This window comes from Cupriavidus oxalaticus (genome assembly GCF_016894385.1).
Lineage (GTDB): Bacteria > Pseudomonadota > Gammaproteobacteria > Burkholderiales > Burkholderiaceae > Cupriavidus > Cupriavidus oxalaticus.
In genome coordinates this window covers 1,314,826-1,328,280 of record NZ_CP069811.1, presented here as the reverse complement: position 1 = coordinate 1,328,280, position 13,455 = coordinate 1,314,826, and the positions used below count along the sequence as shown (strand labels likewise).

At 67.8% G+C, this 13,455-nt stretch carries 12 protein-coding genes; 4 read left to right on the top strand and 8 right to left on the bottom strand.

What is annotated here, in order from left to right:
- The first annotated feature begins 41 nt into the window (after window positions 1-41).
- Complete coding sequence (locus JTE92_RS05870) at window positions 42-1,052, top strand: Bug family tripartite tricarboxylate transporter substrate binding protein (protein ID WP_063239365.1); 1,011 nt, start codon at window positions 42-44, stop codon at window positions 1,050-1,052.
- A 165-nt stretch (window positions 1,053-1,217) separates the two neighbouring features.
- Here the strand turns inward: JTE92_RS05870 and JTE92_RS05865 are convergent, their stop codons facing one another.
- Together JTE92_RS05865 and JTE92_RS05860 are read right to left on the bottom strand one after the other, a co-directional pair.
- Window positions 1,218-2,189, bottom strand: a complete 972-nt coding sequence (locus tag JTE92_RS05865) for a Bug family tripartite tricarboxylate transporter substrate binding protein (protein WP_063239366.1) — start codon at window positions 2,187-2,189, stop codon at window positions 1,218-1,220.
- 44 nt (window positions 2,190-2,233) lie between these two features.
- Window positions 2,234-3,397 (bottom strand): acyl-CoA dehydrogenase family protein, encoded by a 1,164-nt coding sequence (locus JTE92_RS05860; RefSeq protein ID WP_063239367.1) that lies wholly within the window; start codon window positions 3,395-3,397, stop codon window positions 2,234-2,236.
- Window positions 3,398-3,730: 333 nt separating this feature from the next.
- On the opposite strand from JTE92_RS05860, the gene JTE92_RS05855 reads away from it, so the two are divergent.
- A complete protein-coding gene (locus JTE92_RS05855; RefSeq protein ID WP_063239368.1) occupies window positions 3,731-4,705 on the top strand; it encodes an NAD(P)H-dependent flavin oxidoreductase in 975 nt (324 codons plus the stop codon).
- 22 nt (window positions 4,706-4,727) lie between these two features.
- The gene (locus JTE92_RS05850; RefSeq protein ID WP_063239369.1) at window positions 4,728-5,564 is read left to right on the top strand and encodes an enoyl-CoA hydratase/isomerase family protein; all 837 of its coding nucleotides are present in this window, start codon (window positions 4,728-4,730) and stop codon (window positions 5,562-5,564) included.
- 284 nt (window positions 5,565-5,848) lie between these two features.
- Here the strand turns inward: JTE92_RS05850 and JTE92_RS05845 are convergent, their stop codons facing one another.
- From JTE92_RS05845 to JTE92_RS05825, 5 genes are all read right to left on the bottom strand, one after another.
- Window positions 5,849-7,954, bottom strand: coding sequence for an acetate--CoA ligase family protein (locus tag JTE92_RS05845; protein ID WP_063239370.1), 2,106 nt, complete (start codon window positions 7,952-7,954; stop codon window positions 5,849-5,851).
- 49 nt (window positions 7,955-8,003) lie between these two features.
- A complete protein-coding gene (locus tag JTE92_RS05840) occupies window positions 8,004-8,402 on the bottom strand; it encodes a Zn-ribbon domain-containing OB-fold protein (protein WP_063239371.1) in 399 nt (132 codons plus the stop codon).
- 36 nt (window positions 8,403-8,438) lie between these two features.
- Window positions 8,439-9,605: a thiolase family protein gene (locus tag JTE92_RS05835; RefSeq protein WP_063239372.1), complete on the bottom strand. Its 1,167-nt coding sequence runs from the start codon at window positions 9,603-9,605 to the stop codon at window positions 8,439-8,441.
- Between the two features lie 70 nt (window positions 9,606-9,675).
- On the bottom strand, window positions 9,676-10,281 hold the full coding sequence (locus JTE92_RS05830) for a DUF2889 domain-containing protein (RefSeq protein ID WP_063239373.1): 606 nt from the start codon (window positions 10,279-10,281) through the stop codon (window positions 9,676-9,678).
- 17 nt (window positions 10,282-10,298) lie between these two features.
- Window positions 10,299-10,643 (bottom strand): hypothetical protein, encoded by a 345-nt coding sequence (locus JTE92_RS05825; protein ID WP_063239374.1) that lies wholly within the window; start codon window positions 10,641-10,643, stop codon window positions 10,299-10,301.
- A gap of 429 nt (window positions 10,644-11,072) precedes the next feature.
- Here JTE92_RS05825 and JTE92_RS05820 point away from each other — a divergent pair, with 429 nt between their 5' ends.
- Window positions 11,073-11,684 carry an AMP-binding protein gene (locus JTE92_RS05820; RefSeq protein ID WP_063239375.1) on the top strand — a complete coding sequence of 204 codons (612 nt, stop codon included), beginning with the start codon at window positions 11,073-11,075 and terminating at the stop codon, window positions 11,682-11,684.
- A 537-nt stretch (window positions 11,685-12,221) separates the two neighbouring features.
- Here the strand turns inward: JTE92_RS05820 and JTE92_RS05815 are convergent.
- Window positions 12,222-13,322 carry an IS5 family transposase gene (locus JTE92_RS05815; protein WP_063242167.1) on the bottom strand — a complete coding sequence of 367 codons (1,101 nt, stop codon included), beginning with the start codon at window positions 13,320-13,322 and terminating at the stop codon, window positions 12,222-12,224.
- Between the last annotated feature and the right edge of the window lie 133 nt (window positions 13,323-13,455).

Genomic DNA, 13,455 nt, shown 5'->3' with positions numbered 1-13,455 from the left:
TGCAGAGAATTCACTACATTCACTACAAGGAGGAGACAGGCATGACCAGACCCCATTCGACACGCCGCCGCCACATCCTGGCCCTGGCCGCCGGCAGCGTCATCCAGACGCTGGCACCGGCTGTGCGGGCGCAGGCGCGCGGCTACCCCGACCGCCCGGTCAGGATCGTGTCGGTCGCGAGCCCGGGATCGGGCATCGACGACTACACGCGGCTGCTGGCCAAGTTCCTGGGCGAGAAGCTGGGCCAGGGCGTGGTCGTGGAGAACCGGCCCGGGGCCAACATGATCATCGCCAGCGACTACGTGGCCAAGGCTGCGCCGGACGGCTATACGCTGCTGCTGACCGCATCGAGCTCGATGTCGGCGAACCCGTTCCTGTTCCGCCAGCTTCCGTACCACCCGGAAAAGGACTTCGTGCCGGTGGCCCGGCTGTCGACGCTGCCGATCGCGCTGGTCGTGCCGGCCGCATCGCCGTTCAGGACGGTGGCCGACCTGGTCAACGCCGCGCGCGCCAATCCGGGCAAGCTCAACGGCGCCAGCAGCAGCACCGGCTACCGGCTGATGGCCGCCGCGTTCACGCAGGCAGCGGGGATCCGGACGACCGACGTGCCATACAAGGCGACCGCCAGCCTGCTGACTGACCTGATGGGCGGCAGTGTCGATTTCACCATGGTGGAGTTCGGGGCGGTGCTGGCGCTGATCCGCTCGAACAAGCTGCGCGCGCTCGCCATGCTGAGTCCGAAGCGGCTGCCGCAGTTGCCCGACGTGCCGACGCTGGCGGAAGCCGGCATGCGCAACGGCACGCTGGTGGAGTCAGTGTCGCGCATCAACTGGAGCGGACTGTTCGCGCCCGCGGGCACGCCGGCGCCCATCGTGGAGCGGCTCGGCCGGCTGGCGCTGGAGTTCGTCAATTCGCCGGCGGCGGCGGCGCACTACGCCAGCCGGGGCAGCCTGGCGAATCCCGGGTCGGGCCCGGAACTGGGCAAGGCGGTGCTGGCCGACCAGCAGGTCTGGAAAACTCTGATCGCCGCGGCGGGGGTGCAGCCCGAGTAGCGATGATGGCTGGCTGCAGGACACCTTGCAGCCAGGGCTGGTGCACCACCTGTGGCGGCAAGCAAGCGCGGCTTAGAGGGCCTAACAAAATGACCGGCTGGTTGCTCCCCTCTCCCACGCAAGTGGGAGAGGGGAGCAAACCATCGCTCATTTTGTTAGCGCGGCTTACTCCACGCGCGCTCCCGACAGGCGGATCAGGCGTTCCACCACGGGGGCCGTGGCTTCCACATCGCGCCTGAATTCCGCCCCGGTGGTGCCGAGCGGCTGCATGCCGAACACCTGGAAGCGGGCCTTCATCGCCGTGGTCTGCGCCGCGGCACGCGCTTCCTGCTCCAGCTTTGCCAGCACCGGCGCCGGCACGTTGGCGGGCGCCAGGATGCCGCCCCAGCCGATGGTCCTGTACTCGGCGCCGGGGAAGCCGGCCTCGGCCATGGTCGGCACGTCCGGCAGCTCGGCCAGCTTCTGGCTGCCCATGACCGCCAGCGCGCGCAGACGGCCGCTTTTCAGGTGCGGGGCCAGCGTGCCGGTGGTGCCGATGCCCCAGTCGATCTGGCCGCCGATCAGGTCCTGCATCATCGGCGCCTCGCCCTTGTAGGCGGCGTGGGTCATCTCCAGCTTGTTGGACTCACTGAAGTACGACGCCATCAGGTGCGCCGACGAGCCGACGCCGTACGAGCCATAGGTCACGCTGCCCTTGCGCTGCTGAGCCCAGCCCACGAACTCCGTGACCGATTTCACCGGCACCTTTTGCGTATTGACCGCCATCACGAGCTGGCCGTCGCAAATCTGCGAGACGAAGCTGAAGTCGCGCCTGACGTCGTACGGCACCTTCGCATACAGGAACGGCGCCATGAGGATCGGACCGGAGGTGGTGACCAGCAGCGTATACCCGTCCGGCGCGGCGCGTGCCACGTACTGGGCGCCGAGCATGCCGCCGGCGCCGGGGCGGTTGTCGATGACGATCGGCTGGCCCAGCCGCTTGCTCATCGTCTCCGCCATGGCGCGGGCGATGGAGTCCATCGCGCCGCCGGCGGCGTTGGGCACCACGAATGTAATCGGCCGGCTGGGATAGGTGTCGGCCCGCGCGGCCATGCCGCAGACCAGCATGGCCACGCCGGCGATCGCTTTCCACTTCATCGTTGTCTCCTTTTGTGGTTCCTGACCTGAAGGCCGGGCGGCAATCAGTTGATGGCGTTGAGGCCGAGGATCTCGCGCCCGATGATCAGTGTCTGGATCTCGGTCGTGCCTTCGGGAATCAGCCCGCCGCGCGCGTCGCGGAACAGGCGTTCGACCGGGTAGCCGACGGCGCAGCCCATCGCGCCATGCACCTGCAGCGCGAGGTGGGACACTTCGTAGGCGTTATCGGTCGCATACAGCTTGGCGATCGAGCATTCGCTGCGCGCATTGCCGCTCTGCAGGGCCCGTGCCGCGCGGTAGCCGAGCGCCCGTGCCGCCTGCACGCGCGTGGTCATGTCGACGATATGCTTCTGCACGAGCTGGAACGAGCCGATGGGGCGCCCGAACTGCTTGCGCTGGGTGGCATAGTCCGTCGCCAGGTCCAGCGCATATTGCGCCGCCCCGACCGCGCCCATCGCCACGTTGAGGCGGCCGAAGTTCAGGCCGATCAGCGTCTGGCGCAGGCCCTGGCCTTCCTTGCCCAGCAGGTTCGCTGCCGGAATCTCGGCATTTTCGAAGGTGAAGGCGGCGGTGCCGGTGGTGCGCGCGAACATCATCTCGACCGGCGTGGCGGTGTAGGGCGTGGCGTCGCGCTCGACCAGGAACATCGACAGATCGCCGTTGCAGGTATCGCTGTAGGTGCGCGCCACCACGATGCCGAAGTCGGCGAACATGCCGTTGGTGATCCACAGCTTGCTGCCGTTGAGCACGTAGGTGTCGCCGCGCTTGTCGGCGCGGGTCTTGATCTCGGCCACGTTCGAGCCGACATCGGGCTCGGAGATCGACACATAGCTCTTGCGCTCGTTGCGCAGCAGCGGCCACAGGAAGCGCTCCTTCTGGGCCTCGGTGCCGTAGGCCTGGATGATGCCCGCGACGATGTTCATCGAATTGATGATGGCGCGCATCGACTGCCAGCAGTAGCCGGCTTCCTCCATCATCACCGCCCAGGTCAGGTAGTCCAGCCCCAGCCCGCCTTCGGATTCCGGCATGTAGCCGCCGAAGTAGCCGAAATCGGCCAGGCCGGGCAGCACCTCGTGGGGGAAGCGCCGGTTCTTCTCCGCCTCGTCGATGATCGGGGTGATCTTGTCCTTCAGGTAGCGGCGGATGTTATCGCGCAGCAGGCGCTGGGTGTCGTCCAGGCCATCGATGTCAAGGGTGGTGTCAGCCATGCGGCCTCCGCAAATGAAAAAGGGTCTGGCGCCATGTTGGCGGCGCGCGGGAGAGGCCGGCAAACGGTTTTTTGGAGGGGCGTGGATAAGCGCGGCATGGCGGATAAGCGCGCCTGATCGCGCAGGCCCGGCACTGGCGCGGCATGGGCGGCGCGCCCTGGCGCAGGCTGCGCTTTGCCGCCCCCCCCGCCCGCGCGGCGGTCCGGAGTCAGTGATTTCCGCAGGCCGTCATATGCGCTGCTTGATGCGATATGCGCAACCCCCGTCGGGGGGGCGGGGCCGGCGCGATCGGCGCGTATCTTCAGGCGTGTATCGAACCTTGCGAGAGCGAACATGAAGACACGTATCACCGAGCTGCTGGGCACCCGCTATCCGATCGTCGAAGGCGGCATGCAATGGATCGGCCGCGCCAAGCTGGCGGCAGCGGTATCCAATGCCGGGGCGCTTGGCATGATCACGGCGCGCACCCAGCGCACGCCCGACGCGCTGCGCCGCGAGATCGACCGCACGCGCGAACTGACCGACAAGCCGTTCGGCGTCAACCTGACGCTGTCGCTGACCAACACCGACGTGACCTACGACGACTGGGTGGACGCCATCGTCGCCAGCGGCGTGCAGATCGTCGAGACCGCCGGCAACAACCCGAAGCCGGTGATCACGGCGTTCAAGGAGGCGGGCCTGACGGTGATCCACAAGTGCACGGCGGTGCGCCACGCGCTGTCGGCCGAGCGCATGGGCGTGGACGTGATCTCCATCGACAGCTTCGAGGCGGCGGGCCATATGGGCGAGGGCGACGTCGGCAGCATGGTCATGATTCCCGCCACCGTGCAGGCCGTGAAGATCCCGGTGATCGCCTCGGGCGGCATCTGGGGCGGACGGGCCATCGCCGCCGCCCTTGCGCTGGGTGCCGATGGCGTGAACATCGGCACGCGCTTCGCGCTGACCCAGGAATGCGAGTCGCACGACAACGTCAAGCAGGCGCTGCTCAAGGGCAATGAGCACTCCACGATCCTCCTCAAGCGCACGCTGAAGCGCTCGGCCCGCTACTTCAGGAACGAGGCGGCGGAGGAAGTCCTGGCGATGGAACTGCGCCCCGGCGGGGCCACCTACGACGACCTCGCGCCGCTGCTGGCCGGCGAGCGCGGGCGCAAGGTGCTGGAGACCGGAGACGTCCCGTCCGGCCTGATCGGCGCCAGCCAGGCGATCGCGATGATCGACGATATCCCGGGCTGCCAGGAACTGGTCTCGCGCATGATGGCCGAGTGCCGCGCCGCCCTGTGCGAGACGCTGGCGCGGTTCGACGACTGACGATTCACCGAGGAGCAATATCATGCAAAGAGAGACGATCCCGCTGCGCGAAGCACGGCTCGAAATCGGGGACGGCATCGCGGCGCTCATCCATGACCGGCCGGAACGCCGCAATCCGATGTCGCTGACGCTGCGCCAGGACTACACCGACATGCTGGACCGCGTGGAGCGCGACCCTAAAATCCGCGCGCTCATCATCACCGGCTCGGGCGGCTCGTTCTGCTCGGGGGGCGACCTCGGCGACCTGAAGAGCCGCGTCGAACATCCCGATGCGCCGCAGAACTCGCCCGACGCGATGCGGCGGCGCCTGCTCGCGCTGCATGACCGGGTCGCGCGGCTGCGCAACCTGGAAATGCCGGTCATCGCCGCGGTCGACGGCCCGGCGCTCGGCGCCGGCATGGGACTGGCGCTGGTGGCCGACTTCGTGCTGGCGTCGCCGCGCGCGTTCTTCGGCATGTCGTTTGCCAAGGTGGGACTGGTGCCGGACATGGCCTCGGCCTACTTCCTGCCGCGCATGGTCGGCATGTCGATGGCCAAGGAGTTGATGCTGACAGCCCGGAAGGTCGGTGCCGAGGAGGCGAAGCAGCTCGGCATCGTTCATGCGATCTACCCGCACGAGACGCTGGCGGAGCAGGCCCGGCAGTTCGCGCTGCGGTTCGTCGAGGCGCCCCCGCAGGCGATGGGCGCGATGAAGCGCATGTTGAACAGCAGCTTCGAGACGAGCTACGGCGCGTTCGTGGAGCTGGAGGCCAATGCGCAGGCGGTGGCGTCCACGACGGCGTACCATGCCGACGCCTTGCGCCGCTTTGCCGAGGGCAAGCCGTTGCGGTATGACTGGGACCGGGTAGCGAAGAGATGATTGCTCGCCGCGAAAGCGGAGACTGAAACGCCGGCGCCCTGACGCCGGCCTTTTTGCTTCTCCGGACGGCACAAGGGAAATAGTCCGGCCGTTTCCTGACAAGTTCAGAAACTGCGAATGTTGTCTCCCATTTTGTGGGAGAGGGGCGGGGTTGAGGGCCAGAGTGTCGACGAAGCGAGGCGCGACGGTGCTTGCCATGCGCTTGCCCTCACCCCCGGCCCCTCTCCCGCAAGCGGGAGAGGGGAGCAAACAGTCTGCTCATTCAGCGCAGGGGCATCCGGTGATTACACGCCTTCCTCGCCGATCTCGATGACCGCATCGGCCGCATAAGCACCTTCACCGGCCGGCATCGCGAAGACCGGGTTCAGGTCCACCGACTGCAGGCGCGGGCCGGCGGCCGCGGCGAATGCCGAGAGCCGGGACAGCGTGCGGGCCAGCGCGGGAATATCGGCCACGGGCCGCCCGCGCGCGCCGAGAAGCAGCGGTGCGCCCTTGATCGAGCGGATCATCTGCTCGGCCACGTCTTCCCCGAACGGGCAGCGGTGGAACACCACGTCCTTGAGCACTTCGACGAACACGCCGCCGAGACCGAACATGGCGATGGGACCGAAGACCGGGTCGCGGTTGATGCCCATGATGCATTCCACGCCGCCCGACAGTTGCTTGGCCACCAGCACGCCTTCGATGCGCGCGTCGGGCGCAGCCTGGCGCGCGCGTTCGAGCAGGGTGTCAAAGCCCGCGCGCACGGCGGCTTCGTCGCGCACGTCGAGCAGCACGCCGCCGATCTCGGACTTGTGCAGGATATCGGGCGACAGGATCTTCATGACGACCGGGAAGCCGATCTCGCGTGCGGCAAGTACCGCGGCATCGCCGGTCGCGCAGGTCCGTTCCGGCGCGCTCGCAATGCCCGCCTCGGCCAGCAGCGCCTTGGCCTGTGCCTCGGTCGGCGTCCGTGCCGGCAGCGTCACGGCCGGAACGGTCGGCGCCGGTGCGGCAGGCGCTGCGGCGAAGGCCCGGCCGAAGCGGCCCATGGCGGCGATGGCGGCGACGGCGCGGCTCGGGTCCTCGAACACGGTGAAGCCGGCGGCTTCGTACTCGCGGATCGCCTCGCGCGCGCCGCGCGTCACCAGCACGTAGAGCCGGTCGGGGAAGCGCTCACGGGCGCGCGAGAGCTGTTCGCGCAGCATCGGCGCCACGGCGGGCAGCGTGGCGACATAGCTGAAGAAGGCGACGATCGAGCGGTAGCCGCCTTCGTCCAGCATCATCTCCAGGAAAGGCTGCACCAGCGTCGGGTCATTGAGGAACTGGCCCGTGGTATCGACGGGGTTGCGTGGCGAGCAGATGGGCAGGCGCTCCAGCATGCGGGCCTGCGCGGCGGCGGGCATTTCCGGCACGGGCAGGCCGTATTCCTCGGCGGCGTCGGAGATGATGACGCCCGCGCCGCCGCTGAGGGTCACCACGCCCAGCGTATTGTCCGCCGGGAAGATGCCGCGCACGGCCAGGCGCACGATGTCGAGCATCTGCTCGGTGGTGTAGGCACGCACCACGCCGAGTTCTTCCAGCACGGCGTCCACCACGGCATCGTTGCCGGCGATCGATGCCGTGTGCGATTGCGCTGCCGCGCTGCCGACCTCGCTGCGGCCGACCTTCATCATCACCACCGGCTTGCGCGCCGCGCGGGCGGCCTTGAGCGCCTCCGCCAGGCCGTCGCCGTCATGGATGCCTTCCGAATACAGGGCGATCACGCCGGTATTCGGATCGTCCACCATCAGGCGCACGACGTCGGCCAGCGACACATCGGCTTCGTTGCCGGTCATGACGACGCTGGACAGGCCCACGCCCGCGTCCACCAAAGTCGATACCAGGTGGCTGCCGTAGGCGCCCGACTGGCTGATGACGGCGACATTGCCGGGGAACACGCCGTCAAGCCGGGCCTGCGTGGTGAAGCTGCCGACGAAGCCCGTGTGCAGATTCACGCAGCCGAGCGAGTTCGGCCCGAGCAGGCGCATGCCGCCGCGGCGCGCGGTGGCTACCAGTTCGTCCTGCATGGCGACGCCCGCGCCGCCGACTTCGGCGAAGCCGGCGCTGAACAGGATGGCAACCGGCACGCCGCGCTCCGCGAGCTGGGCGATCACGCCCCGGACCTGCTCGGCGGGAACGGCGACGACGGCAACGTCGGGCACTTCGGGCAGGTCGGCAACGGAAGGCCAGGCTTCGAGTCCCTGCACTTCGCGGCGATTCGGGTTGACCGGCATGATGCGGCCGGCATAGCCGGTTGCCAGCATGGTGGAGATCGGCTTTCCGCCGATGCGGTCAGGGTCGTTCGACGCGCCGATGATGGCGACCGAACGCGGGTTCAGCAGGCAGGAAAGGGAGTTTGCAGTAGTCATGGATCACCCGTCGGAGGGGATGGCGGCGCGGCTGGCGCCGCCTTCGGGATCAGGCCAGCGTGAAGGTCGGCACCGGCGCGCCGCCTTCGGATGGCGCGAAGCGCAGTACCACTTTCTGGCCGATGCGCACGGCGTCGAGATCGCAGTCGACGATATGGCTCATCAGCGTCACGCCTTCGTCGAGCTTCACGTAGGCGATGCAGTACGGCGTGGGGCCGGCGCGGCGCGTCACACTGAACGAGTAGATCGTGCCGCGCCCGCTGGATGCCTTCCAGTGTGTGGTGCCCATGCAGAACGGGCACAGCGGGCGGGGATACCAGTGCGGCTTGCCGCAGCTGTCGCAATGCTTCACCAGCAGGCGGCCTTCGCGGGCGGCGGCCCAGAATTCGGCATTGTCGGCGTGCTCGATGGGCGGGTTGTACGGGATGGGGGTGTGAGGAGTCGTCATGGCGATGTCCGAATGCGGGCCGACGCGGCGTCGGCGTTATTCACGTTCCAGGATGAGGGTGGCGCTGCCGTGGCGGGCGCCCAGCAGGCCGCCGGTGCCGTGCGCGAGCGCGAGGCGGCAGTCGGGCACCTGCACCGCCGGATGGGCCTCGCCACGCAGCTGGCGCACGGCCTCGATGACCTTGGTGATGCCGCCGCGGTTGGCCGGGTGGTTGTTGCACAGGCCGCCGCCGTCGGTGTTGAACGGGAGCTTGCCCACGCCGGAGATCAGGTTGCCGTCCATGACGAACTTGCCGCCTTCGCCCTTCTTGCAGAAGCCCAGGTCTTCGAGTTGCAGCAGTACCGTGATCGTGAAGCTGTCATAGATCGATGCGTACTGGATGTCGGCGGGCGTGACGCCGGCCTCGGCGAAGGCCGCGGCGCCGGAGAAGCGCGCGCCTGACCAGGTGAGGTCGACTTCGCCGCCCAGCTGGCCCTTCACGTACTCGCCGGCGCCGAGCACCTTCACGCTGGGGCGGTTCAGCTTCGCGGCGATTTCCGGGCGCGCGACGATCAGCGCGCCGCCGCCGTCCGACACCACGCAGCAATCCAGCTTGCGCAGCGGGTCGGAGATCATCGGCGAGTTCAGCACGTCCTCCACCGTCACCACGTCGCGCAGCATGGCGTTCGGGTTGTACTGCGCGTGGTGCGATGCCGCCACCTTGATCCACGCGAGCTGTTCGGGCGTGGTGCCGTACTCGTACATGTGGCGCATGGCGACCATCGCGTAGTTGTTGACGGTCACCTGGCCGAACGGGCTTTCGAAGGGCAGGTCGGGGGTGTTGTCGCCCCAGTTGCGCGCCTTGGTGCCGCTGGAGCCTTCCGAGCGCGGCCGGCCGGCGAGCGTGATCAGCGCCACGTTGCACTTGCCCATGGCGATGGCCTGCGCGGCGTGCGACACGTGCGCGAGGTAGGACGAGCCGCCGGTTTCGGTCGAGTCGACATGGCGCACCTTCAGGCCCATGTAGTCGATCATGTTGATCACGCCGAGGCCGGGGGCATCGCCGGCGCAGAAGTAGCCGTCGACGTCGGCCAGCGTCAGCCCGGCGTCTTCCAGTGCGCCCTTGGCGCTTTCGGCGTGGAGCTGCGCCACGGTCTTGTCGGGAGCCTTGCGGGTGGGGTGCTCGTAGGCGCCTACGATGTATGCCTTGCCTTTGATGCTCATGCTTGCTTCCTGTGTGTGGACAAAGGGTTGGGGGGCCGGCGGGCTGGTAGCCATCCGGCCGTGTGCTGCGCTAACGGCTATCTGCGCTGGCCTGGGCTGGATCTGGTTGCATGTCCGGCGCGCCGCGGCGATGGGGCGGCCACAGCAGCCTCACGACCTCGCCGTCCTCGCGGTAGGCGTGGCAGGTGTTCAGTGCCGCGGGCTTGGGCAGCGCAGCGGTGCCGTCGGCATGCCAGCGGCCGTCGCGCTCGCGGCGGTCGACCGCGAAAATGGTCTGCCGGGCCGTGGTGGCGAGCGGTCCGAGCAGTTCGGTGAGGTGGGTGCAGCCGCGCACGCCACTGACGATGGCGCTGGCCTGGCGGCGAAAGCCTGCGCGGACCTGCAGGCCCTTCAGGCCGGCATAGGCCGACGCGATGTCGGCGCACTGGCCTGTCGGGCCGGCGGACAGCGTTGCCGCGATGTCATGGATCACCAGGTCTCGGCTCACCGTCATCACGATGCGCATGTGATGGATGGCTTCGCCCGGGCCCAGGCGCTTGAACAGCAGGTGCGTGCCGGTTGGCGTGATGTCCGTCATCTCGGCCTCGATGTCGAACAGGCCGTCGGCGCGCTCGTAGCCGTTGCAGGTCACGTGGCGCGTGTGGATGCGTTTGCGGTCGGGAAGGGTCGGCTTCATGGGGCGCATCGGGGGGCTCAGGCAGCGTATCGCCAGGACTCGTTGCCGGCACGGAAAGGGGAGGGGCGCCGCAAGCCCTGCATGCGGCGGTGCGCGGCCCAGAACAGCACGCGCAACGGGAGGTCGAGGCTGCCGCTGGCGTCGTGGCATTGCACGGCATCCGGTTCGACGGCCACGCCAAGCTCGGCTGCCGACGCATATCCCACCACGCTCACGCGGGCGTCGCCGTGCTGCAGGCATTCGCCGAGCAAGGCGCGCAAGGCTTCGGCGTAGGACGGCGCGCCGGGGCGGCCCGAGCTGGCCAGTGCCCGCTGCTGCAACTGGCGGCTGGCCTGCCTGACTTCCTGCAGGAGGTCCATCATGCGCTCTCGCGGCGCGGTGGCGTGGGCAGGCCGGTGCCCTGCGCAGGGCCGCGGTGATCGCGGCGTGGTGGAGACGTAAGCTGGCATCGGAATGGGGGGAATGCGCCGGCCGCGCCAGCCACGATGGCAGCGCGGAACCTGTGAAGCAGTGTGAAGCCGGCAGCCGTCCGGCATCCCCACTCGACGAGGGGGGGCGCTTGCGCCGGCTACGCCGCACGACGCCTTAAGCCTGCCTTGCAGTGAAACAGCATGCGCACGAGGCAACTGCAAGCGGCTCCATTCGGCGGTTCCATTCCGCGGCTCCATTCGTCTGCCTCGCCTCTTGCCCCGCCTCCTGCCATATGCGCCGCGATCCGCCACCCGGTTCGGGGAGTGCCTGGCGGCATGCCAACGGCAATACTGCTTTCAATACCGCCTTCCTGCCCTCGCATGCACACGAACAACCCTCATCGCAATCACGTTCCGGCCGGCGTCACGCTCCCCGTGGCGGCGCATGACGGCGATCCGTTCCGCAGCCTGGAGGCTATCGCCGAGGCGAGCCCGGACGCAGTCGTGGCCGCCGGCGGGGCCGGTGGGCCGCTGACCTGCGGTCAATTGCTGGAGGCAAGCCTCATGCTGGCGGGATACATGCAGCAGCGCCTGGAAGTCCGCCGCGGCGAACGCGTGCTGCTGATACTGCCGGAGTATCCGCCGCTGGCCATCGGCTGGTACGCCGCACTGCGCTGCGACGCCGGCGTGATTGCGCTGGATCCCGGCAGCACCGCCGGCGAAGTGGCAGGTTGCCTGCGCGAGTCCGGAGCGCGCCTCGCCATTGTCGTGGCGGACGCGCTGGCCAGCGTGAGTCCCATGCTGGAGGATGGACGGCTGCGCGGCTGCATTGCCGCGGCGCCGCCCGCGTCAAACTGGCGCCGGCCGAGTGGCGCGGGGCGGCATCCCCGCTTGCATGAGTTCGGCGATGCCCTGGCGGCGGGCATCGAGGCGATGCCGGCGCGGGGCCCGGGCAATACGCCCGGCTTGCCGCGGGGCCTCCGTACACGGTAATCCTTCCACCGCTGACAGCAACGCGCCGCAGTCTCCACCGCTTTTGCCGATGCGCCCCGGCTTGTTGCCCGGTCCGGCGCATCGGGTCTCCACCCCTGCGGTCTGCTCGGATCCAGCGGGACTTGTCGCTCCGGCCATCCGGCCGGAGCTTTTTTTCTTCCAGATCACGTTCAGGCGTCTGCCGGCCTCCCCATGCGGCCACGGCGCGGATGTCACGCCGGCCGCATCGCGCCTGCGCGCGCGATACGCGCCGGCTTGTGTGCAACAGCCGTCGACCGGTGCTGATATGTTGCGCCATGCGCACCATGCCTGCCGTGAGCCTCATAAGCGCCGATGCGAACGCACTCCGTTGCCCGCCGTGCCAGGTAGCAGCCGTCGGGGCGGCGCTTAACAGGCTGCTGAAGTACTCGCCGCGCAAGCGGCGAAGCTTCCCCTGCAAGGCTGATTGGTTTGTGATTTTTCACAATCCGGAAGCCGAACGTCACTGCATCGACTTTATCAGCGATTTGGTACCTGATTCCGGCCTCATTACCGCGATTACGGCAACTGCGGACGGATTTGTCCCAGCGAGCGCATGCGCACGAGGTTGTAGGCGGCCATGCTCAGCACAAACATCTGGTCAACCTTCTTCAGGCCGCGCACCATCACATGGCGCATGCGCCCCACGGTCTTGGCCCAGCCAAAGCCTTGTTCGATCAACTTGCGCTTCTGCTGCGAGATCGCATAACCGGTGCTGTTGGCGATCTCGTCCGGAACGGCCGAGCGCCGCCCCGAGGTGTTCTGTGCCACGTGGGGCGTCACCTTCATCTCCAGGCATGCCTGAATGAATTCTTCGGCGTCGTAGCCCTTATCCGCGCCCACGGTGACTTCCACATCCAGGTCCTCAGCCACCTGCCTGGCATCATTTAGCATGACTTTGGCGGCCTCGCGCTCGGCATGTCCGTCCGCATTGGTGACCATCGCGCTCACCACCAGGCCGTGGCGGTTGTCGCTCAGGGTATGACCCATGTAGCGCAGTGCACTGGCGGTCTTGCCCTTGCGGTAGAGCCTGGCATCGGGATCGGTCTTGGACTCGTGCGTGTCGTTGCCGCGCTTGCGACCCTTGAAGTTGGCGCCGTCGTTGTCGTCTTCGTCGCCGCCATCCTTGCGCACGAAGCTCTTGTGGCCCGCCCACGCTTGAATCAGCGTGCCGTCGACGCTGAAGTGCTCGCCCGACAGCCAGTCCTTCTTCTGCGCGATGGCCAGCACTTCGTTGAAGAACTCGATCACCGCATCATGCTTGATCAGCCGTTCGCGGTTCTTGGTAAAGACCGTGGGCACCCAAACTGTATCGTCCATCGACAGCCCGATGAACCAGCGAAACAGCAGGTTGTATTGCGTCTGCTCCATGAGCTGGCGTTCGGAGCGAATGCTGTAGAGCACCTGCAGCAGCATGGCCCGCAGCAACTTCTCCGGCGCGATGCTGGGCCGGCCGCCCTTAATGTCGGCCTCGTACATCTGCGCGAACAACCGGTTCATCTTCACCAGCGCCAGGTTGGCCATAGTGCGGATCGAGCGCAGCGGGTGGGACTTTGGCACGAAATCATCCAGCCTCCGCATGGTGAACAGGCTTTCGGAGAAGGTGTCTGCGCCGCGCATAAATGTGAGGTTGGATGGGATCCTCAAATCAACGCTTCACCCGGCTGTCGCGCTGACTTCCGCTGGAGGTATTTCAGCAGCCTGTTAATACCCGGTTTCCCGCGCAGGCATGGACCTATCATCTTTGCCCCCC

What these genes read in the sequence shown, in the direction of transcription:
- JTE92_RS05870 (WP_063239365.1), top strand. Translation starts at nt 42, where the DNA reads ATGACCAGACCCCATTCGACACGCCGCCGCCACATCCTGGCCCTGGCC.
- JTE92_RS05865 (WP_063239366.1), bottom strand. Translation starts at nt 2,189, where the DNA reads ATGAAGTGGAAAGCGATCGCCGGCGTGGCCATGCTGGTCTGCGGCATG.
- JTE92_RS05860 (WP_063239367.1), bottom strand. Translation starts at nt 3,397, where the DNA reads ATGGCTGACACCACCCTTGACATCGATGGCCTGGACGACACCCAGCGC.
- JTE92_RS05855 (WP_063239368.1), top strand. Translation starts at nt 3,731, where the DNA reads ATGAAGACACGTATCACCGAGCTGCTGGGCACCCGCTATCCGATCGTC.
- JTE92_RS05850 (WP_063239369.1), top strand. Translation starts at nt 4,728, where the DNA reads ATGCAAAGAGAGACGATCCCGCTGCGCGAAGCACGGCTCGAAATCGGG.
- JTE92_RS05845 (WP_063239370.1), bottom strand. Translation starts at nt 7,954, where the DNA reads ATGACTACTGCAAACTCCCTTTCCTGCCTGCTGAACCCGCGTTCGGTC.
- JTE92_RS05840 (WP_063239371.1), bottom strand. Translation starts at nt 8,402, where the DNA reads ATGACGACTCCTCACACCCCCATCCCGTACAACCCGCCCATCGAGCAC.
- JTE92_RS05835 (WP_063239372.1), bottom strand. Translation starts at nt 9,605, where the DNA reads ATGAGCATCAAAGGCAAGGCATACATCGTAGGCGCCTACGAGCACCCC.
- JTE92_RS05830 (WP_063239373.1), bottom strand. Translation starts at nt 10,281, where the DNA reads ATGAAGCCGACCCTTCCCGACCGCAAACGCATCCACACGCGCCACGTG.
- JTE92_RS05825 (WP_063239374.1), bottom strand. Translation starts at nt 10,643, where the DNA reads ATGATGGACCTCCTGCAGGAAGTCAGGCAGGCCAGCCGCCAGTTGCAG.
- JTE92_RS05820 (WP_063239375.1), top strand. Translation starts at nt 11,073, where the DNA reads ATGCACACGAACAACCCTCATCGCAATCACGTTCCGGCCGGCGTCACG.
- JTE92_RS05815 (WP_063242167.1), bottom strand. Translation starts at nt 13,322, where the DNA reads ATGCGCGGCGCAGACACCTTCTCCGAAAGCCTGTTCACCATGCGGAGG.